The following is a 21024-nucleotide window of genomic DNA, read 5'->3' as shown; positions in this document are numbered from 1 at the left end:
ATGCATATCGGCCTGCGCATCTTCTTCGGCTTTTTCCTGATCGTGGGCCTGGCCACGGTGCTGACGCTGCGCGTGTTCGTGCAGGAGGTCAAGCCGGGCGTGCGCCAGGCCATGGAAGACACGCTGATCGATACCGCGCACGTGCTGGCCGCGCTGGCCGCCGACGACCTCAAGGCCGGCCGCATCGCCGACGGCGACTTCGCGCGGCATATGGCGGCACTGCGCGAGGTGCCGGTCAATGCCGAGGTCTCGGGGCTGCACAAGGACAGCATCGGCTACCGCGTCTACGTCACCGATGCCAGCGGCATCGTGCGCTTCGACTCCACCGGTACCGACGTGGGCCGCGACTACTCGCGCTGGAACGACGTCTACCTGACGCTGCGCGGCAAGTACGGCGCGCGCAGCACGCGCGCCGACCCCGCCGACGAGGCCAGCACGGTGATGCACGTGGCCGCGCCGGTGCGCGATGGCGAGCGCATCGTCGGCGTGCTGACCGTGGCCAAGCCCAATGCGGCGATGACGCCGTTCATCGCGCGCAGCCAGCGCAAGATCCTGCTCTACGGCGGCCTGCTGATCGGCACCGCGTGCGTGATCGGGCTGGCCTGCACGCTGTGGCTGATGCATGGATTGAGCCGCCTGCGCGGCTACGCGCGCGCGGTGGCGGCCGGCGAGCGCGCCGAGATGCCGCTGCGCGGCGCGGGCGAACTGGCCGAACTGGGGCGCGCGGTGCAGGGCATGCGCGAGCGCCTGGAGGACAAGCAGTATGTCGAGCACTACATCCACACGCTGACCCACGAGATGAAGAGCCCGCTGGCCGCCATCGGCGGCGCCGCGGAGCTGCTGCAGGAAGAGATGCCGGCGGCCGACCGCCAGCGCTTCGTCGCCAATATCCGGACCCAGTCGGGACGGCTGGAAACCATGATCCGCAAGCTGCTGGCGCTGGCCGAGGTGGAACAGCGCCAGCGTCTGGAGGTGCGCGAGCCGGTGGCGCTGGCGCCGCTGCTGGCGCAGCTGTGCGCCGAGCTGGAGCCGCGCGCGCGACAGCGCGGCGTTGCGCTGCAATGCGAGGCCGAGGCCGGGTCTGGTCCCGCCGCCGGCCACGTCGCCGGCGACCCGTTCCTGCTGCGCCAGGCCATCGCCAACCTGCTCGACAACGCGATCGACTTCGCCCCGCCGGGCACCGCGGTCACGGTGCGGCTGCAACGCCGCGGCGACGCACTGGCCATTGCCGTGGCCGACCACGGTCCCGGCATTCCCGACTACGCGCTGCCGCGCGTGTTCGAGCGCTTCTACTCGCTGCCGCGCCCGCACGGTGCGGACAAGAGCACCGGCCTGGGCCTGTGCTTTGCGCGGGAAGTCGCAACGTTGCATCATGGCGGCGTGACGCTCGCCAACCGCCCGGGCGGCGGCGCGCTGGCCGAACTGGTGCTGCCGGCGGCATAGCGCCACACGCCTGCCTGACCGGCATAGACTTGGGCTTCTAACGTGACCGCGCTGAAACTCCCTATAATCGAACGACCGTTCATTTAGGGCACGACAAGGTGCCCGCCCGTAGTTCAGGAGACCCCATGCCCGCCGCCAAGCAACTGCCCCAGGCCCTGCAGAACCTGGCCCTGCCCGTGATTGCCTCGCCCATGTTCATCGTCAGCTACCCGGAACTGGTGCTGGCGCAGTGCAAGGCCGGCATCGTCGGCTCGTTCCCCGCGCTCAATGCGCGCCCGGCCGAGCTGCTCGACGAGTGGCTGACCCGCATCGGCGACGAACTGGCGGCCTTCAAGGCCGCCAATCCCGGCGCACCCGTAGGCCCGGTCGCGGTCAACCAGATCGTGCACGCCTCCAACGCGCGCCTGGAGCATGACGTCAAGGTCTGCGTGGAGCACAAGGTGCCGATCTTCATCACCTCGCTGCGCGCGCCGCCCCGGGAGCTGATCGACGCGGTGCACAGCTACGGCGGCATCGTGCTGCACGACGTGATCAGCCTGCGCCATGCCGAGAAGGCGATCGAGGCCGGCGTCGACGGCCTGATCCTGGTCGCGGCGGGCGCCGGCGGCCATGCCGGCATGCTGTCGCCGTTCGCGCTGGTGGGCGAGGTGCGCAAGATCTTCGACGGCCCGATCGCGCTGTCGGGCTCGATCGCCACCGGCGAGGCGGTGCTGGCCGCGCAGGCCATGGGCGCCGACTTTGCCTACGTGGGCACGCGCTTCATCGCCTCGCAGGAGGCGCATGCGGCGGAGTCATACAAGCAGTCGATCACCAGCTCGGCCGCCGCCGATATCGTCTACACCAACCTGTTCACCGGGGTGCACGGCAACTACATCCGCGAGAGCATCAGCAACGCGGGCCTGGATCCGGACAATCTGCCGGTGGCCGACAAGACCAAGATGGACTTCTCCAGCGGCGCCTCCAAGGCCAAGGCGTGGAAGGATATCTGGGGCGCCGGCCAGGGCGTGGGCCAGATCCACGACATCCCCGGCGCCGGCGAAATCGTTGCGCGCATGAAGGCGGAGTACGATGCTGCCAAGGCGCGGCTGGGCATCGCGCGCTAACCGATCCCTCACCGGGCCGCTTTGGCGGCCTTTTTCCGACCATTGCCGCCTTCCACTCCCGACCTTTCGCCCGATCCCGATCCCGAAGCCGTGCTGAGCCACCGCCAGCGCGTGCTGCGCGCCGTCTGGGTGGCACTGGGCGGGCTGTGCCTGCTGCTGGGCGTGGTCGGCATCTTCCTGCCGGTGCTGCCGACCACGCCGTTCGTGCTGCTGGCCGCGGCCTGCTTCGCGCGCGGCTCGCAGCGCTTCCATGAATGGCTGCTGGGGCATCCGCGCTTCGGTCCGCTGGTCAGCGACTGGCAGCGGCACCGCAGCATCCCGTTCAAGGCGAAATGCCTGGCGCTGTCGATGATGTGGCTGTCGATGGGGACCACGGCGTGGCTGCTGCGCGGACGGCCGCTGGTGTCGGCGGCGTTGCTGGCGTGCGCGGTGGGGGTCAGTGTGTGGATGGTGCGGTTGCCGACGCGGGGGGAAGGCGGGCGGGAGTCTTGAGGTCGGGGTCTGTCGACGGTCTTTACTTCGTGGAGGCTCAGGCCCTCACCCCCGCCCCTCTCCCGCTTGCGGGAGAGGGGCGGGCTGAGGGCAGGCCCATCCACGAAGTCCTGCGTCAATCGTAGCTGCGCGCGTCCTCGATCAGCCGCCCATCCTGCGGCAACGACCCCGCCGCCACGAACGCCACCTCGCCTCGCAGCCGCATTACCTCGCGCAGCGACTCCGCCACCGCGCGCTGCAGGTCGTCGTCCTGGCGCGTGGCCTCGCAATGCAGCGTCATCACGTCAGCCCCCGGATCGCCCGTCACCACCAGCCGCGCGGCGCGGATTTCGGGATGACGCCGCAGCACGTCGGCCACCTGCCCGGGATGCACGAACATGCCCTTGACCTTGGTCGCCTGGTCGGCGCGCCCCAGCCAGCCCTTGAGCCGGATATTGGTGCGCCCGCACGGGCTGGGCCGCTGCGACGACGCCGGCACCACCGCCGACAGGTCGCCGGTGCCGAAGCGGATCAGCGGGTAGTCGCCGTTGCCCAGCACCGTCACCACCACCTCGCCGGTCTCGCCTTCGGGCATGGGGCGCGAGCCGCCGGGCTCGACGATCTCGACCAGCACGCCCTCGTCCACCACCCAGCCGTCGCCGCCTTCGGTTTCATACGCGATCAGGCCGACATCGGCGGTGCCGTACATCTGCTGCACGCGCACCCCGCGATCCCGGAACCAGTTGCGCAGCGACGGCGGCAGCGCCTCGCCCGAGACCAGCGCCTTGGCCAGGCTGGTGCAGGGCGTGCCGAGTTCATCGCCGCGCTCGAGCAGCAGCTTGAGGAACGACGGCGTGCCGGCATAGGCCGCCGGCTGCAGGCTGGCCAGCGCCTGCACCTGCGAATCGGTCTGTCCCACGCCTGCCGGGAACACGCAGCAGCCCAGCCGGTGCGCGCCGCTTTCCATCATCATGCCGGCCGGCGTGAAGTGGTAGGAGAAGGTGTTGTAGACCAGGTCGCCGGCGCGAAAGCCGGCGGCGTGCATGGCGCGCGCGGTGCGCCACCAGTCGGCGTCGTGGCCGTCGGGCTCGTGGATCGGGCCGGGCGACTGGAACACGTGGCGCAGCTTGCCCAGCGGCGTCGCGTTGAGCCCGCCCAGCGGCGGCAGCGCGCGCTGGCGCGCGCTCAGGTCCGACTTGCGCGTCACCGGCAGTTCGGCCAGCGCCGCGCGCGAGCTCAGCAGGCGCGGATCGACGCCATCCAGCAGTTCGGCAAAGTATGGCGCGTGTTCGCGCGCGTGGGCCACCTGGCGTGCCAGGGCGGCAAGGAGCGCCTGCTCGCGGACTTCCGGCGCGCGGGTTTCGAGCGGATCGAAGTATTCTGGCATGGTGCTGTGCGTCAGGGAATGGGATGCGGCCTGCCCCGCGCCGCCGGGCGCGTGGTGACAAGGCCGGGTGAAAACAGTCGCTTGCTAGGCGAGCCAGCGCTTGCGGCGGCGGTAACTCTTCACGTCGCGGAACGATTTGCGGCCGGGGCCGTCGGCGTCGTTGGCGGCCACGCCCAGGTAGAACTCCTTGACGTCCTCGTTGGTGCGCAGCGACTCGGCGTCGCCGTCCATCACCACGCGGCCGTTCTCGAGGATGTAGCCGTAGTCGGCGTAGCGCAGCGCCACCATGGTGTTCTGCTCGGCCAGCAGGAAGCTGACGTTCTCGCGCGAGTTCAGGCCGCGCACGATCTCGAAGATTTCCTCGACGATCTGCGGCGCCAGCCCCATCGACGGCTCGTCGAGCAGGATCATCGCGGGCTTGGCCATCATGGCCCGGCCGATCGCGCACATCTGCTGCTCGCCGCCGGAGGTATAGCCCGCCTGCGACTTGCGGCGCGTCTTCAGGCGCGGGAAGTATTCGTAGATCTTCTCCAGCTCGTCGCGGGTCTGGCCGCGCGACAGGCCGCGCGTGTAGGCGCCGGTGAGCAGGTTTTCCTCGATGGTCAGGTGCGCGAAGCAGTGGCGCCCTTCCATCACCTGGATCACGCCGCGGCGCACCAGGTCGTTGGGGGTGAGCTGGTCGACGCGGTCGCCGCGGTACTCGATCGAGCCCTTGGTGACATCGCCGCGCTCGGCCTGCAGCAAGTTGGAGATGGCCTTGAGCGTGGTGGTCTTGCCCGCGCCGTTGGCGCCCAGCAGCGCCACGATCTTGCCCTCCGGTACCTCGAGCGAGACGCCCTTGAGCACCAGGATCACGTGATCGTAGATGACTTCGATGTTGTTGACGGATAGGAGGCTCATGGTGCGGCTCGGATTGGTGTTGCGGTTTCAGCTTGCCGATTGGGTTCCCCCTCTCCCTCTGGGAGAGGGTCGGGGTGAGGGTGGGCGCGACAACGAAGTGCTGACCTTCGTCTTGCTGCCAGCGCCCGCCCTCACCCCCTGCCCCTCTCCCGCATGCGGGAGAGGGGAGCAAGCAATCGGGATTCGAGGGCCATCAAGACTTGGAGCACCCCGGCGTAATCCCCTTCTCCTTCGCGTACTGCGCCGCGGTGGCCTTGAACAGCGGGTGGATCAGGCTCTTGTTGCCCTCGATCCAGTCCGACACCACCACCCACTTGCTGCCGTCCCACTGCTGGATCTTCACCTTGCCCGAGCCCTCGTGGTTCTCGCAGCTGGTCTTGATCTCCGGCAGCAGGCCGGTGGCGCCCAGCTGCTGCAGGCGGGCGTTGGTCAGGTTCAGGTTCTCGAAGGCCCAGCGCATCTGCTCGCCGGTCATGGGCTTGCCCTTGCCGAACTTGGCCTGCGCCACGCGCACCGCTTCCACCGTCACCACCGCCGCCGACACGCCGCGGTTGTACAGCACCGAACCGACCTTGTTCTTGTCCTGCATATTGCCCTTGCCGGCGCCGTAGACCACCTTCTCGATATCGGCGATCAGCGGCACGTTCTTGCCGGCAACGTTCCAGGTCGCGCTCATGTAGCCCTTGGAGGCATCGCCGGCCGGCACCGTGTCTTCCTCGGAGCCCGCCCACCAGGAGCCGATCATCTTCTCGCGCGAGAAGCCCACCTTCTGCGCCGCCTTCAGCGCGGTCTGGTTCATCACGCCCCAGCCCCAGAAGATCACGTAGTCAGGGTTCTCCTGGCGGATCTTCAGCCATTGCGCGCCCTGCTCGTTGCCCGGGTGCGCCACCGGGATCTCGACCAGGTTGAACTTGCCCAGTCGCGCCTCGGCCTGCAGCGCCACGATCGGCTCCTTGCCATAGGCGGAGTCGTGGTACAGGTAGACGATCTTCTTGCCGGCCAGCGAGCCGCCGCTCTTGCTGGCCAGGTACTTGACGATGGCCGAGACCTGCATCTGGTACGTGGTCACCAGCGGGAACGCGTACGGGAACACCGAGCCGTCGACCGCGTCGGTGCGGCCGTAGCCCATCATCACCAGCGGCACCTTGTCGGCCGCGGTCTTGTCGACCAGCGCGTACGAAATGCCGGTGGACATGGCGTGGTAAGCCGTGCCCTTGGTGGTCGCGTTCTTCGACTTCAGGCGCTCATAGCACTCCACGCCCTTGGCGTTGTTGTACTCGGTCTCGCACTCTTCCCAGCTCAGCTTGACGCCGTTGACGCCGCCGTCCTTCAGGTTGACATAGTTGAGGTAGTCGATGAAGCCGCCATACCAGGACTGCCCGTTGGCGCCGTAGGGCCCCACGCGATAGCTCGGCAGCGCGATGAACTGCTCGTTGCTTTGCGCCAGTGCCGGCACCGCCGGCGCCAGCAGTGCAGCCGCGGCGCTGACCACCAGGGCGGCGCGTTGCACATTGCGGATCAGGTTGGTCATGACAGTCTCCTTCGCCCTCGGTGGAGCGTTTCGTTATGCGTAAGCTTCAGTACTTCACACAGGAACTGCGGTAAGTCGGATAGGCAAGTCAGGTACGTCAGCAACCCCGCTCCGTCAGTGCGGGAACGGCCACAGCCTCAGCTTCTCCTTGGCGATCTGCCACAGCCGGGCCAGCCCGTGCGGCTCGACGATCAGGAAGAAGATGATCAGCCCGCCGAACACCATCAGCTGGATGTGCGACACGGTGGCATTGGTAAAGGGCAGGTGCAGCAGCGATGCCAGCGGCGGCAGCACGTTGTCCAGGAAGATCGGCAGCAGCAGGATGAAGGCGGCGCCCAGGAACGATCCCAGGATGCTGCCGACGCCGCCGATGATGATCATGAACAGCACGCGGAACGACAGGTCCAGCGAGAAGCCGTCCGGCTCGACCGAGCCCAGGTAGCAGAACGCGTACAGCGCGCCGGCCACGCCGCAGTAGAACGAGCTGACCGCGAACGCCAGCAGCTTGGTGCGCATCAGCGGGATGCCGATGACTTCCGCCGCCACGTCCATGTCGCGCACCGACATCCAGGCGCGGCCGGTGGCCGAGCGCACCATGTTCTTGGCCGCCAGCGCCAGCACCGTGACGATGGCCAGCACGAACAAGTACTTCTTCACGGGGGTGTCGATGGCGTAGCCGAACAGGTCCAGCCGCTGCGCCGTGATCACGCCCGACGAGCTGTTGTTGGAGAACCAGGGGAACTTGGTCAGCGCCCACACCACGAAGAACTGCGCCGCCAGCGTTGCCACCGCGAGATAAAAGCCCTTGATGCGCAGCGACGGCAGGCCGAAGGCCACGCCCACCAGCGCCGCCGACAGCCCCGCCAGCAGGAACGACAGCAGCACGGGAATGCCTTCGATGCGCAGCTGGAAGTTGTACGCCGCGTAGGCGCCCACCGCCATGAAGGCCGCTGTGCCCAGCGACAGCTGCCCGGCATATCCGGTCAGGATATTCAGCCCCAGCGCTGCCAGCGAGAAGATCAGGAACGGGATCAGGATGGCCGAGAACCAGTATTCCGATCCGACGAACGGGATCGCCACGAAGGCCACGGCCATCAGCACGGCAAAGCCGATGCGGTCCTGGCGGATCGGGAAGATCTGGCTGTCGGTAACGTAGCTGGTCTTGAACTGGCCGGCTTCACGATAAAACATGGCAAGTCTCCTGTGCGAAGTCGGTCAGACGCGATCGATGTGTTTCTCGCCGAACAGCCCTTCGGGCCGCACCAGCAGGAACAGCAAGGCAAACACGTACGGGAACCACCCCTCGATGCCGCCGAAATTGCCGCCGAACATCGACTGGAACACCGGCGGGATATAGATCTCGGCCAGCTTCTCCGAGGCGCCGATGATCAGCCCGCCGACGATGGCGCCGGGCACGGAGGTGAAGCCGCCCAGGATCAGCACCGGCAGCGCCTTCAGCGCGGTCAGCGTCAGCGCGAACTGCACGCCATTGCGCGAGCCCCACAGCATGCCCGCCACCAGCGCGACGAAACCCGCCACGCCCCAGACGATGGCCCAGATGTTCTGCAGCGGGATGCCCAGCGACAGCGCGGCCTGGTGGTCGTCGGCGACCGCGCGCAGCGCGCGTCCCACCTTGGTGTACTGGAAGAACAGCGCCAGCGATCCCACCAGCACGCCGGCGATGGCCGCGGCGGCAAGGTCGAACTTGGAGATGACGATGTTGAAGGTGGTCAGGATCGACTCGATCGGCTCGTCGACGATGCCCAGGTGGATCGGGCGCACTTCGTTGCCGAACAGCAGCGGCCCCAGGCCTTCGAGGAAGAACGACAGCCCGATGGTTGCCATGAACAGCGTGATCGGCGGCTGGTTGACCAGCTTGCGCAGCACGAAGCGCTCGGTGCTCATGCCGACCAGGATCATCACCACGAAGGCGCCGATCACCGCGGCCCACATCGGCATGCCTTTGTCCATCAGCCCCACCACCGCCAGCGCGGCAAAGTAGACCATCGCGCCCTGGGCAAAGTTGAACACGCCCGAGGCCTTGTAGATCAGCACGAAGCCCAGCGCCACCAGCGAGTACATCAGTCCCGACAGCAGGCCGCCGAGCAGGATTTCAAAGAAGAACGTCATGGTTCCGACCCTCAGTGCGAAGTGCCCAGGTATGCCTTGATCACGTCAGGGTTGCCCTTGACCTCTTCCGGCGTTCCATCCCCGATCTTCTTGCCGTAGTCCAGCACCACCACCCGGTCGGAGATATCCATCACCACGCCCATGTCGTGCTCGATCAGCACGATGGTGGTGCCGAACTGCCGGTTCACATCGAGGATGAAGCGGCACATGTCCTGCTTCTCTTCCACGTTCATGCCGGCCATGGGCTCGTCGAGCAGCAGCATCGAGGGCTCGGCCGCAAGCGCGCGCGCCAGTTCCACGCGCTTCTGCAGGCCGTACGGCAGGCGCCCCACCGGCGTCTTGCGGATCGACTGGATCTCGAGGAAGTCGATCACCTCTTCCACCTTCTGCCGGTGGCGCATCTCTTCGTTGCGCGCCGGGCCCCACCACAGCGCGTGCGCGAACCAGGAGGTGCGGAACTGCGTGTTGCGTCCGGTCATGATGTTGTCCAGCACCGTCATGCCCTTGAACAACGCGATGTTCTGGAACGTGCGCGCAATGCCCTGGCGCGCCGCGGCGGTCGGGTGCATCTGCTTGCGCTCCTCGCCGCGGAACACGATGCGTCCCTGCTGCGGGTGGTAGACGCCGTTGATCACGTTCAGCATCGAACTCTTGCCGGCGCCGTTCGGTCCGATGATGGCGCGCACCTCGTGCTCGCACACGTCGAACGAAATGTCGGTCAGCGCCTTGACCCCGCCGAACGACAGCGAGATGTGCTGCAGGTCCAGGATCACCTCGCCGCCGGTGCGCGCCTGCTCGCCGGTGCGCTGCGCGTGGCGCGTACCAGGATGCACGCCGCTGTCATCCGCCAGCCCCGCGGGGGGCAGCGGTCCTGCCGGCGCCATCGCCCCGCCACCGCCGGCGCCGCTCGCATCGGTGCGTGCCGCCGCGGTCCATTCGCGCTTGCCGGCGCCTTGCCAGGCCACTTGTGTCATATTGCTGCCTCCACCTGTGCTCTTATGCCGCGCGCGCCGCTACCGGCAGCCGCCTGGCATCCACCAGCTTCAGCGTGGCCGACACGCTGCCCTCGCGCCCGTCTTCGAACTTGACGCGCGTCTCGATGAACTGCTCCGACTTGCCCGCATAGAGCGCGTCGACCAGCACCCCGTACTTCTCCGCGATAAAGCCGCGCCGGACCTTGCGCGTGCGGGTCAGTTCGTCGTCGTCCGGGTCAAGCTCCTTGTGCAGCACCAGGAAGCGCGCCACCTGCGAGCCCGCCAGCATGGGGTCGTTGGCGAGGTCCGCATTCACCTGGTTCACGCACTCGCCGATCATCTCCAGCACGTCCGGCTGCGCGGCCAGGTCGACGTAGCCGGCATACGGCAGGTGGCGGCGCTCGGCCCAGTTGCCCACCGCCTCGAAGTCGATGTTGATAAAGGCGCAGACCTGGTCGCGGCCGTTGCCGAAGGCCACCGCCTCCTTGATGTACGGGAAGAACTTGAGCTTGTTCTCGATGTACTTGGGCGCGAACATCGAGCCATCGGCCAGCTTGCCCACGTCCTTGGCACGGTCGATGATCTTCAGGTGGCCGTCGGCGTCGATCACGCCGGCGTCGCCGGTCATGAAGTAGCCCTCGTCGTTGATGGCCTCGCGCGTCGCATCCTCGCGCTTGTAGTAGGACTTGAGCAGGCCCACGCCACGCACCAGCACCTCGCCGTTGTCGGCGATGCGGATTTCCATGCCCGGCGCGGCGGGTCCCACCGAGTCGAACTTGACCTTGCCGTCGGGCTGCAGGCACACATAGGCGCAGGTCTCGGTCTGGCCGTAGAACTGCTTCAGGTTCACGCCGATCGAGCGGTAGAAGCGGAACAGGTCCGGGCCGATCGCCTCGCCCGCGGTATAGGCCACGCGGATGCGGCTCATGCCCAGCACGTTGCGCAGCGGGCCGTAGACCAGCGCTTCGCCCAGCGCATAGCGCGCGCGCTCGGCGAGCGATACCGGCTGGCCGTCGAGGATGGCAGTGCCGCAGCGGCGCGCCACGTCCATGGCCCAGTGGAACAGCTTGCGCTTGATCCAGCCGGCATCCTCCATGCGGATCATCACCTGCGTCAGCAGCCCCTCGTAGATGCGCGGCGGCGCAAAGTAGTAGGTCGGGCCGATCTCGCGCAGGTCGGTCATCACCGTTTCGCGCGATTCCGGGCAGTTCACCGTAAAGCCCGCCACCATCGCCTGCGCATACGAGAACAGGTTGTCGCCGACCCACGCCATCGGCAGGTAGGACAGCACGTCGTCGGCGGCGCTGAGCTTGTCGAAGGCGCAGCCGTTGCGCGCCGAGCCGATCAGGCCATGGTGCGAATGACACACGCCCTTGGGCTTGCCGGTGGTGCCGGACGTATAGAGAATGATCGCGGTGTCGTCGGGCTGCCCGGCGGCGATGGCCTCGTCAAAGAAGCCCGGATGGGCCTGGTCGAACTCGCGCCCCAGTTCCTGCAGGCGCTCGTACGACATCAGCGACGGATGGTCGTAGTCGAGCAGGCCGCGCGGGTCTTCGAAGATGACGTGGCGCACGGCGCGGCCGGACTCGGCCAGCTGCGCCTCGACTTCGAGCAGCTTGTCCACCTGCTCCTGGTCCTCGACGATGGCGAAGTCGATCTCCGCATCGTTGAGCACATAGACCATCTCGTTGGCGATGGCGTCCTGGTACAGCGGCACCGGCACGCCGCCCAGCGCCTGCGCCGCGGTCATGGCCCAATACAGGCGCGGACGGTTGTCGCCCACCACTGCGAGGTTCATGCCGCGCTTGAAACCGAGCGCGGCCAGACCACATGCCAGCGCCCTCACTTGCTGTGCCGCCTGGGCCCAGCTGTATGTCTGCCAGATGCCGAGATCCTTTTCGCGGTAGGCCGGATGTTCCGGCCGCTGCTGGGCGTGCGCCAGCAGCCATCGCGGAAAGGTCGTCGCCGACGATTCCTGCATCGCTGTCTCCTGTCCCTCCGGCGTGGGGGTCCACGCCCGGTGTCAAGCGCCGGTCCGGTCGTTATACTTGGCTTGCTTTGCCCGGCGGCATCTGCCGCATCGCATCAAGCCAGTCTGTGCCTTGTCTTCAGGGGCCGGGAGAAGCGTCTTCTGCCTTCCCGGCGTGCCCTTGGTGGCACCCGCGGTTCCGTTGTGATCGTACGATAGCCCATGCCAACACCCCCGGTTGTCACGCCGGTGACAATTCCGGGTTAATCCCTACCGGAGCTTTCGCGAGGCCATGCTGAACGATTTTGTCGACCGCTGCGTGTGGGCAGCAGACCTGAGTCCGGAGCAGCGCGAGCGCGTGCGCCGCGCCATGTTCGTGCACGAGTACAGCCAGGGCGACTACGTCTGCCACAAGGGCGACAAGGCTGAGCACTGGCTGGGCGTGCTCGAAGGGATCGTCAAGATCACCACGGTATCGCCGTCGGGCAAGTCGGTTACCTTCACCGGCGTGCCCACCGGCGGCTGGTTCGGCGAAGGCGCGGTGCTGAAGTCGGAGATCCGCAAGTACGACGTGATGGCGCTGCGCCGCTCGACCATCGCCTTCCTGCCGCGCGACACTTTTCAGTGGCTGCTGGATACCAGCCTGCCGTTCACGCGCTTCCTGCTGACGCAGTTCAACGAGCGCCTGGGGCAGTTCATTGCGGCGGTGGAGTATGAACGGCTGCTCGACATCGATTCGCGCGTGGCGCGCGCGGTGTCGTCACTGTTCAACGAGCACCTGTATCCCGGCCTCGGCAAGACGCTGGAGATCTCGCAGGAAGAAATCGGCCTGCTCGCCGGCATCTCGCGCCAGCGCGCCAACCAGGCGCTGAAGGTGCTGGAACAGCAGGGGCTGGTGCGGGTGGACTACGGCGTGATCGAGGTGCTGGACCTCGACGGGCTGCGGCAGTACGGGGAGTAAGGTGGCCAGCGCCATCGACGCCGAGACCCTGCTGGCGTATCGCGAAACGCACTACCGGGTGCTGGGCGACACGCCGATGACCTTGCGCATCGACCAGCCTAGCGCCGCGCTGGCCGCGCTGCACTGCGCGCTGGGCGTGGACTGCAGCGCCTTCATCACCGCGGCCAACCCGTTCAGCCAGCGCTGCGACGATGCGGCCAACGCGCGCCGGCAACAGGCTCTGGCGCAGGATCTCAACGCTCGGGGGCGGCGCGCGATCGAAGCCGCCGGCGAGCATCCCGATAACGGCTGGCCCGCCGAACCGAGCTTCCTGGTGCCCGGGCTGTCGCTGGCCGAGGCGCGGGCACTGGGCCAGGCATACCAGCAGAACGCCGTGGTCTGGAGCGGCGCCGACGCGGTGCCGCGACTGGTGCTGTTGCGCTGACCGGGCGGCCGGACCGGTCAACGCCGGCCGGCAAGGCGATCAGTGCCCGTGGCCGCGATGGCCGTGATGGCCGTGATGACCATGGTGTCCGTGGCCATGGTGGCGATAGTGGTGATGCCGGTGATGATGATGCCGGTAGTGGTGATGCCGGCCGCGCCATTCGTGCCGCCCATACCAGCGCCGGCCGTCCCAGTAACGGTCGCCATGCCAGCCGTGGTAACGCGGCGCGTACACCACGGGAGGCGGCGGCGCCACATAGACCGGCGCCGGCGCGGCATAGACCGGTGTGCCGATATGCACCCCCACATCCACATGCGCCATCGCCGAACGCGCCGCCAGCAGGGACATGACGCCGGCGAGCAGCGCCGCGAAGAGAACCGGATGAGCCATGATGGTGTGTTGTCGTAAACGGAATGGGTGCACTCTACCGCGCATTCCTGTTACCAGATGCGGCGGATTGTTTCGGCATATAACGCGGTGTAAGCGGGATTGAGTGGCACCTGATCCGGGGCCAAAAAAGACAGCGGCCGCCCGAAGGCGGCCGCCAGTACACGCGGCAGAGCCGGTCTACTTACTTGCTATACACGTACACCCCACGCCCCGTCTTTCGCCCCAGATAGCCGGCAGCAACCATCTCGCGCATCAGCATCGCCGGACGATACTTCGGATCGGCAAACTCGGCGTACAGCACCTCCATCACCGCCAGCATGGTGTCCAGGCCGATCATGTCGGCCAGCGCCAGCGGCCCGATCGGGTGGTTGCAGCCCAGCTTCATGCCTTCGTCGATTTCTTCCGGCGAGGCCAGGCCTTCGCCCAGCACGCAGAAGGCTTCATTGATCATCGGGCACAGGATGCGGTTGACGACGAAGCCCGGGCTGTTCTTGACCGTGATCGGATATTTGCCCAGTTCCCTGGCCAGCGCTTCGACGTCGGCGTGCGTGGCGTCGCTGGTCTGCAGGCCGCGGATCAGTTCGACCAGCGCCATCACCGGCACCGGGTTGAAGAAATGCATGCCGATGAAGCGGTCGGCGCGCGAGGTGACGGCGGCCAACTTGGTGATCGAGATCGACGAGGTGTTGGACGCGATGATGACGTTGTCGCCGACGATGCCGTCGATCTGCTTGAGGATCTTGACCTTGAGGTCGTAGTTCTCGGTGGCGGCCTCGATCACGATGTCGGCGGCCTTGAGGTCGTCGTAGGCGGTGCTGCCTTTGATGCGCGCCAGCGCATCGGCCTTCTGCGCCTCGGTCAGCTTTTCCTTCTTGATCAGCCGGTCCAGGCTGCCCGACACCGTGGCCACGCCCTTCTGCACGGCGGCGTCGCTGATATCGACCATCACCACGTTCAGTCCCACGACCGCGCAGGCCTGGGCGATGCCATTGCCCATGGTGCCGGCACCGACGATGCCTACAGTCTTGATTGCCATCTTGTCTTCCTCTGCTTGCTTGGTTGAATGCTTGGATGCGTTGTTCAGGACGCCTGCTCGCGCAGCGCGGCGATGATGCGTTCGGCATGCCCCTTGAGCACTTCCGGCTCTTGCATGTCGCGCGCGTGGCCGCGCAGCGACTGGTCGTTGTAGCGCGGCACGATGTGGAAATGGATGTGCGGCACGGTCTGGCCCGCCGCGGCGCCGTTGAACTGGCCGATCGAGATGCCGTCCGGTTTGAAGGCCGCGCGCACCGCGCGCGCCACGCGCTGGGTGGCGACGATGGCGGCCTGGGCGCCACGCTCCGACAGGTCGAACAGGTTGACCGCGGCTTCCTTGGGCACCACCAGCGTATGGCCGTCGGCCTGCGGCATGATGTCCATGAAGGCGATGGTGTCGTCGTCCTCGTACACCTTGATGCACGGCATTTCGCCGCGCAGGATCTTGGCAAAGATATTGTTCGGGCTGTACTGGGTGTCCATGGTCTTGTGTTGCGGTTGTCTCGGGATTTGTTGCCGCCAGGCGCCGGCTTGCGCTTGCGTGCGCTGACGGTGCGGCGCAGCATCCGAGTGTAACGCAGGGCGGCCCTTCACCGCGGCCGCCCTGCGCGATTACCGGTCAGCGCGTGGATCGGGGTCTACATATTGCGCCGGTATTGCCCGCCGACCTCGAACAGCGCATGCGTGATCTGCCCCAGCGAGCAGACCCGCACCGCATCCATCAGCACCGCGAACACGTTCTGGTTGTCGATCACCGCCTGGCGCAGCCGCTGCAGCATCTCCGGCGCTTCGCCGGCATGCTCCTGCTGGAATGATTGCAGGCGGTCGAGCTGGCTCTGCTTCTCGGCCTCGCTCGAACGCGCCAGCTCCAGCTTCTGCGGCACCGGGTCGCCGTCCGGATTGCGGAAGGTGTTCACGCCGATCAGCGGCAGCGTGCCGTCGTGCTTGAGCTGCTCGTAATAGAGCGATTCCTCCTGGATCTTGCCGCGCTGGTAGCCGGTCTCCATCGCGCCCAGCACGCCGCCGCGCTCGGCGATGCGCTCGAACTCCTGCAGCACCGCCTCTTCCACCAGGTCGGTCAGCTCCTCGATCAGGAAGCTGCCCTGGTTGGGGTTCTCGCATTTGGCCACGCCCCATTCGCGGTTGATGATCAGCTGGATCGCCAGCGCGCGGCGCACCGATTCGCCGGTGGGCGTGGTGATGGCCTCGTCGTAGGCGTTGGTGTGCAGCGAGTTGCAGTTGTCGTAGATGGCGATCAGCGCCTGCAGCGTGGTGCGGATGTCGTTGAAGTCGATCTCCTGCGCATGCAGCGAGCGGCCCGAGGTCTGGATGTGGTACTTCAGCTTCTGGCTGCGCTCGTTGGCGCCGTATTTGTCGCGCATGGTCACGGCCCAGATGCGGCGCGCGACGCGGCCCAGCACGCTGTACTCCGGATCCATGCCGTTGGAGAAGAAGAACGACAGGTTGGGCGCGAAGTCATCGATGTGCATGCCGCGCGCCAGGTAAGCCTCGACATAGGTGAAGCCGTTGGACAGCGTGAAGGCGAGCTGCGAGATCGGGTTGGCGCCGGCCTCGGCGATGTGGTAGCCCGAGATCGATACCGAGTAGAAGTTGCGCACCTGGTGGTGCACGAAATACTCCTGGATATCGCCCATCACCTTGAGCGAGAACTCGGTGGAGAAGATGCAGGTGTTCTGGCCCTGGTCTTCCTTCAGGATATCGGCCTGCACCGTGCCGCGCACGTTCTGCAGCACCCAGGCGCGGATCTTGGCTTCCTCGTCGGCGGTGGGATCGCGGCCGTTGTCGGCGCGGAACTTGTCGAGCTGCTGGTCGATGGCGGTGTTCATGAACATCGCCAGGATGGTCGGCGCAGGGCCGTTGATGGTCATCGACACCGAGGTGCCCGGGCTGGTCAGGTCGAAGCCGTCGTACAGCACCTTCATGTCGTCGAGCGTGGCGATCGACACGCCCGAGTTGCCGACCTTGCCGTAGATGTCGGGGCGCACGTGCGGGTCCTCGCCGTACAGCGTGACCGAGTCGAACGCGGTCGACAGGCGCTTTGCGTCCATGCCCTCGGACACCAGCTTGAAGCGCCGGTTGGTGCGGAAGGCATCGCCTTCGCCGGCGAACATGCGCGTCGGGTCCTCGTTCTCGCGCTTGAAGGCGAACACGCCGGCGGTGTACGGGAAGCTGCCGGGCACGTTCTCGCGCATCAGCCACTTCAGCACCTCGCCGTCGTCCTCGAAGCGCGGCAGCACCACCTTGCGCACCTTGGTGCCCGACAGCGTGGTGGTGACCAGCCCGGTGCGGATCTCCTTGTCGCGGATCTTCACTACGTATTCGTCGCCGCTGTAGGCATCGCGCATCTGCGGCCACATCGCCAGCAGCTTGCGTTCGACCTGGCCCAGCGCGCTGTCGCGCTCCGCGGCCAGTGCGTCGAGCGCGGCGCCGACATCGCCCTGGCCCTGCGCGGCCTGCAGCATGCGTCTGGATTCGCGCAGCTGCTGGCGCTCGCGCGCGATGCGGCTCTGCCCGGCCACGCGGCGGTGGTAGGCGCGCACGGTGTCGGCCAGCTCGGCCAGGTAGCGGCTGCGTGCCGGCGGCACGATCACGTTCTGGCCGGTGGAGATGCGTCCCGCCAGGACCGGGAGCGTGCCCGCCTTCACCTTCAGGCCATGGCCGGTCAGCGCCTCGCGCAGGCCCTGGTACAGCATGGTGACGCCATCGTCGTTGAAGCGCGACGCCTGGGTGCCGTACACCGGCATGTCCTCCGGCTTGCCGTGCCATTGCTCGCGGTTGCGCTGCACCTGCTTGGCCACGTCGCGCCAGGCATCCTGCGCGCCCTTGCGGTCGAACTTGTTGATGGCGACGAAGTCGGCGAAGTCGAGCATGTCGATCTTCTCGAGCTGGCTGGCGGCGCCGAACTCGGGCGTCATCACGTACAGCGACAGGTCCACGTGCGGCACGATCGCGGCGTCGCCCTGGCCGATGCCGGAGGTCTCGACGATTACCAGGTCGAAGCCCGCCACCTTGCACGCGGCGATCGCGTCGGGCAGCGCCTGCGAGATCTCGGAGCCCGCCTCGCGCGTCGCCATCGAGCGCATGAAGATATTGGGGTGGTTGATCGCGTTCATGCGGATGCGGTCGCCCAGCAGCGCGCCACCCGACTTGCGCCGCGACGGGTCGATCGAGATCACGGCGATCGACAGCGCGTCCTGCTGGTCGAGCCGGAAGCGGCGGATCAGCTCGTCGGTCAGCGACGACTTGCCGGCGCCGCCGGTGCCGGTGATGCCGAGCACGGGAATCGATGCCTGCTGCGCCTGCGCATGCATCGCCGCGACCAGCGCCGCATCGGCCTTGCCGTTTTCGAGCGCAGTGATCAGTTGCGCCAGCGCGCGGCGATCGCCGCCGGCGACGGGGTCGAGCGAGGTGGGCGCGTAGCGGCTCAGGTCGAGGTCGCAGCGCTGCACCATGTCGGCAATCATGCCGGCCAGGCCCATGCGCTGGCCGTCCTCGGGGCTGTAGATGCGGGCCACGCCGTAGGCCTGCAGCTCGCGGATCTCGTCGGGCACGATCACGCCGCCGCCGCCGCCGAAGACCTGCACGTGTTCGCCGCCCTTGTCGCGCAGCAGGTCGACCATGTACTTGAAGTACTCGACATGGCCGCCCTGGTAGCTGGAGATGGCAATGCCCTGCGCGTCTTCCTGCAGCGCCGCGGTCACGATCTCTTCGACCGAGCGGTTGTGGCCGAGGTGGACCACCTCGCAGCCATGCGACTGCAGGATGCGGCGCATGATGTTGATCGAGGCGTCGTGGCCGTCGAACAGGGATGCCGCGGTGACGAAGCGCACCTTGTTGGCCGGGCCGGTGCCGGGCTGCACCGGCTTGGGCTGGGGCGCGCCGCGGCGCACATCATGGACATCGGAAAGGTCGGTCATTGTCTCCACCGTGTCGGGGGTTGGCTGCGGCCGCGGCGTCCGCCGGCGCCGTTCTGTGCCGGCCTGGCCGCAAACGCGCGGCCTGCGCCCCGGGGTTGGGGCGGGTCGATTGTATGACGTTGACGTTAACGTTAATCAATGGGGCGGAACCCGGACGGCGGGGTGCCGGCGTCCTTATAGAGTAGGTGTCTGCGGGCTACGGACAAACAAAAGGCCACCTTGTCGGTGGCCTTTGCGCCGCATGCTGGTTTGACTGCCGGCCGACTCACCGGCACAGCGCCCCGATCCGCGGGCACTCGCCGAATGCATCGGTGCTGTGCTCGTCCACCCGATGCCGCAGCGCGCGCAGCCACGCCGCCAGCCGCTGCATCGACCACGGTGCCGGCGTCTGCGCCAGCGCAAAGCGTGCCCCCGTACCGTCGCCGGACAGCCAGACCCGATAGCCCTCCGGCAGCGCCAGCTCCTGGCCCGGTTCCAGCCAGATATCGTTGGGATTGCCTTCCACCGTCACCCACAGCTTGCCCGCCACCGCGCAGACGGTCTGCCCGTAACCGGCGCGCCAGCTCACCGGCAGTCCGGGTTGGTCCAGTTCGAAAGTCCGTAGTTCGCGCATGTTGCACTCCTTGTCAGCCCGGCGGTCATCGCGGGTGCCGGAGCATCCTGGATGGGGATGCCGGCGCCTTCGTCCGCCACGCTTCCATTATTCGCATCCCTCACTACAATCCCATGTACAGTTGTGAACAGTTTTCGATGGACTGTTCAGTAGTTTTTCCTGACAGTTTCCTGCCCACCGCCCTGCCCGGCAGCTCCCTTCATGAAACTCATCTTAGATGCTTCCACCGGAATTCCACTGACCGAGCAGATCGTCGACGGCGTGAAGGCGTGGATCGGCAACCGCGAGGCGCGCCCGGGCGCGCGGCTGCCATCGATCCGGCAACTGGCCGCCGAGAACGGCATCAGCCGCTTCCCGGTGATCGAGGCCTATGACCGGCTGGTGTCGCAGGGACTGCTCGATTCGCGCCAGGGCTCGGGCTTCTATGTGGCGGACAGTCCGCTGGCGGGGCGCTCGGCGCGCGGCTGGTCGGACCCCAGCCTGGCCGAGGACCTGTCCGACCATATCCTGGAGCAGTTCAACCACCCCAGCGGCACGCTCAAGCTGGCGGGCGGCTTCGTCCCGGAGACCTGGCGCGACGTGGAGGGCCTGACGCAGGCGATCCGCGCGATCTCGCGCAACGAGATCGACAGCGTGATTCACTACGCCACCCCGATGGGCCATCCGGAACTGCGCCGCCAGGTGCTGCTGCGCGTGCGCCAGCTGGGCATCGCCGCGGAGTTGCCGCAAGTGCTGATCACCACCGGCGCCAGCCAGGCGCTGGACCTGGTGGTGCGCCACCTGCTCAAGCCGGGCGACACGGTGTTTGTCGAAGACCCCGGCTACTACAACCTGTTCGGCCTGCTGCGGCTGCACGGGGTGCAGCTGGTTGGGGTGCCGCACACGCCCGACGGCCCCGACCCCGACGCCACCGAGGCGCTGCTGCGCCAGCACAAGCCCAAGCTGTTTTTCACCAACAGCGTGCTGCAGAACCCGACCGGCTCGACGCTGGCGCCGCCGGTGGCGTTCCGGCTGCTGGAACTGGCGCGCCGGCACGGCTTCCGCTTTGTCGAGGACGATATCTTCTCGGACTTCCAGACCCACTTCACCGACCGGCTGGCCACGCTCGACCAGCTCGAACACGTGATCTACATCGGCGGCTTTTCCAAGACGGTGTCGGCGTCGCTGCGGATCGGCTACCTGGTGGCCGACAAGGCGCTGGTCAAGGACCTGGTCGACGTGAAGGTGCTGACCAGCGTGGCCGGCTCGCACTTTGCCGAGGCGGTGACCGCGGCGCTGCTGGAGCGCGGCGGCTACCGCAAGTACGTGGAACGGCTGCGGCTGCGCGTGCGCGAGGCCGTCGCCAACGCGGTGCGCCAGCTGCACGGCAACGGCTGGGAGGTGTTCTGCCAGCCCTCCGGCGGCAACTTCCTCTGGGCCCGCCCGCCGGGCATCGAGGATTCGCGCGAACTGGTGACGCTGGGCGAAGAATTTGGCGTGACGCTGGCGCCGGGCAACTACTTCCGCCCGGGCGGCGAGACCTCGGCGTGGATCCGCATCAACGCCGCCTATGCCAACGAGCCGCGCGCGGTGGCGTTCATGAAGGCGGCAGCGGAGCGCGGCGCGCGCTGACGCTCAGCCGCCGTGGTTATGCAGCACGGCATTGCGCCGCGCATAGGCGAAGTAGATCACCAGCCCCAGCGCCAGCCACACCAGGAAGGCGGCCCAGGTCAGCGCCTGCAGGTGTGCCATCAGAAACAGGCAGAAGCCGATCGA

At 67.2% G+C, this 21024-nt stretch carries 19 protein-coding genes; 6 read left to right on the top strand and 13 right to left on the bottom strand.

Annotated features, from left to right (window positions below; all coding sequences use genetic code 11):
* The 3 genes from creC to GA0116996_RS03605 all read left to right on the top strand — a co-directional run bounded on the left by creC (position 1) and on the right by GA0116996_RS03605 (position 3038).
* The gene (gene creC / locus GA0116996_RS03615; RefSeq protein WP_092307404.1) at positions 1–1443 is read left to right on the top strand and encodes a two-component system sensor histidine kinase CreC; all 1443 of its coding nucleotides are present in this window, start codon (positions 1–3) and stop codon (positions 1441–1443) included.
* 125 nt (positions 1444–1568) lie between these two features.
* Complete coding sequence (locus GA0116996_RS03610) at positions 1569–2546, top strand: NAD(P)H-dependent flavin oxidoreductase (RefSeq protein WP_092307402.1); 978 nt, start codon at positions 1569–1571, stop codon at positions 2544–2546.
* A gap of 42 nt (positions 2547–2588) precedes the next feature.
* Positions 2589–3038, top strand: a complete 450-nt coding sequence (locus tag GA0116996_RS03605; RefSeq protein ID WP_165835134.1) for a YbaN family protein — start codon at positions 2589–2591, stop codon at positions 3036–3038.
* A 115-nt stretch (positions 3039–3153) separates the two neighbouring features.
* Here the strand turns inward: GA0116996_RS03605 and GA0116996_RS03600 are convergent, their stop codons facing one another.
* The 7 genes from GA0116996_RS03600 to GA0116996_RS03570 all read right to left on the bottom strand — a co-directional run bounded on the left by GA0116996_RS03600 (position 3154) and on the right by GA0116996_RS03570 (position 11920).
* On the bottom strand, positions 3154–4404 hold the full coding sequence (locus tag GA0116996_RS03600; protein ID WP_092307400.1) for a phenylacetate--CoA ligase family protein: 1251 nt from the start codon (positions 4402–4404) through the stop codon (positions 3154–3156).
* 84 nt (positions 4405–4488) lie between these two features.
* On the bottom strand, positions 4489–5304 hold the full coding sequence (locus GA0116996_RS03595; protein WP_018003769.1) for an ABC transporter ATP-binding protein: 816 nt from the start codon (positions 5302–5304) through the stop codon (positions 4489–4491).
* Between the two features lie 193 nt (positions 5305–5497).
* The gene (locus GA0116996_RS03590; protein ID WP_092307398.1) at positions 5498–6835 is read right to left on the bottom strand and encodes an ABC transporter substrate-binding protein; all 1338 of its coding nucleotides are present in this window, start codon (positions 6833–6835) and stop codon (positions 5498–5500) included.
* Between the two features lie 114 nt (positions 6836–6949).
* Positions 6950–8026, bottom strand: coding sequence for a branched-chain amino acid ABC transporter permease (locus GA0116996_RS03585; RefSeq protein WP_092307396.1), 1077 nt, complete (start codon positions 8024–8026; stop codon positions 6950–6952).
* 24 nt (positions 8027–8050) lie between these two features.
* On the bottom strand, positions 8051–8965 hold the full coding sequence (locus GA0116996_RS03580) for a branched-chain amino acid ABC transporter permease (protein ID WP_092307394.1): 915 nt from the start codon (positions 8963–8965) through the stop codon (positions 8051–8053).
* Positions 8966–8976: 11 nt separating this feature from the next.
* Positions 8977–9939, bottom strand: a complete 963-nt coding sequence (locus tag GA0116996_RS03575) for an ABC transporter ATP-binding protein (protein WP_092307392.1) — start codon at positions 9937–9939, stop codon at positions 8977–8979.
* A 22-nt stretch (positions 9940–9961) separates the two neighbouring features.
* Positions 9962–11920, bottom strand: coding sequence for an AMP-dependent synthetase/ligase (locus GA0116996_RS03570; protein WP_092307390.1), 1959 nt, complete (start codon positions 11918–11920; stop codon positions 9962–9964).
* A gap of 280 nt (positions 11921–12200) precedes the next feature.
* Between GA0116996_RS03570 and GA0116996_RS03565 the strand changes: the two genes are divergently transcribed.
* Both GA0116996_RS03565 and GA0116996_RS03560 read left to right on the top strand, forming a co-directional pair.
* Entirely contained in the window at positions 12201–12869 is a 669-nt protein-coding gene (locus GA0116996_RS03565; RefSeq protein WP_092307388.1) for a Crp/Fnr family transcriptional regulator, read from the top strand.
* Position 12870: 1 nt separating this feature from the next.
* The gene (locus GA0116996_RS03560; RefSeq protein ID WP_092307386.1) at positions 12871–13293 is read left to right on the top strand and encodes a DUF3293 domain-containing protein; all 423 of its coding nucleotides are present in this window, start codon (positions 12871–12873) and stop codon (positions 13291–13293) included.
* Between the two features lie 39 nt (positions 13294–13332).
* On the opposite strand, the gene GA0116996_RS03555 is transcribed toward GA0116996_RS03560, so the two are convergent.
* From GA0116996_RS03555 to GA0116996_RS03535, 5 genes are all read right to left on the bottom strand, one after another.
* Positions 13333–13683, bottom strand: coding sequence for a hypothetical protein (locus GA0116996_RS03555; RefSeq protein ID WP_092307384.1), 351 nt, complete (start codon positions 13681–13683; stop codon positions 13333–13335).
* A gap of 181 nt (positions 13684–13864) precedes the next feature.
* Positions 13865–14767 (bottom strand): 3-hydroxybutyryl-CoA dehydrogenase, encoded by a 903-nt coding sequence (locus tag GA0116996_RS03550; RefSeq protein ID WP_244981299.1) that lies wholly within the window; start codon positions 14765–14767, stop codon positions 13865–13867.
* The gene (locus GA0116996_RS03545; RefSeq protein WP_092307380.1) at positions 14764–15201 is read right to left on the bottom strand and encodes an HIT family protein; all 438 of its coding nucleotides are present in this window, start codon (positions 15199–15201) and stop codon (positions 14764–14766) included. Before GA0116996_RS03545 ends, GA0116996_RS03550 begins: the two co-directional genes overlap by 4 nt.
* 155 nt (positions 15202–15356) lie before the next feature.
* The gene (gene icmF, locus GA0116996_RS03540; protein ID WP_208601232.1) at positions 15357–18656 is read right to left on the bottom strand and encodes a fused isobutyryl-CoA mutase/GTPase IcmF; all 3300 of its coding nucleotides are present in this window, start codon (positions 18654–18656) and stop codon (positions 15357–15359) included.
* A 265-nt stretch (positions 18657–18921) separates the two neighbouring features.
* Entirely contained in the window at positions 18922–19269 is a 348-nt protein-coding gene (locus GA0116996_RS03535; protein WP_092307378.1) for a DUF2917 domain-containing protein, read from the bottom strand.
* Between the two features lie 201 nt (positions 19270–19470).
* Here GA0116996_RS03535 and GA0116996_RS03530 point away from each other — a divergent pair, with 201 nt between their 5' ends.
* The gene (locus tag GA0116996_RS03530) at positions 19471–20880 is read left to right on the top strand and encodes an aminotransferase-like domain-containing protein (RefSeq protein WP_092307376.1); all 1410 of its coding nucleotides are present in this window, start codon (positions 19471–19473) and stop codon (positions 20878–20880) included.
* A gap of 3 nt (positions 20881–20883) precedes the next feature.
* Here the strand turns inward: GA0116996_RS03530 and GA0116996_RS03525 are convergent.
* Positions 20884–21024: amino acid permease C-terminal domain-containing protein (locus GA0116996_RS03525; RefSeq protein WP_133250528.1), on the bottom strand; the 141-nt coding region annotated here is incomplete at its 5' end.

Source organism: Cupriavidus alkaliphilus, assembly GCF_900094595.1.
In the GTDB taxonomy this organism is placed as follows: domain Bacteria; phylum Pseudomonadota; class Gammaproteobacteria; order Burkholderiales; family Burkholderiaceae; genus Cupriavidus; species Cupriavidus alkaliphilus.
This window is presented reverse-complemented; position numbering and strand designations above follow the sequence as displayed.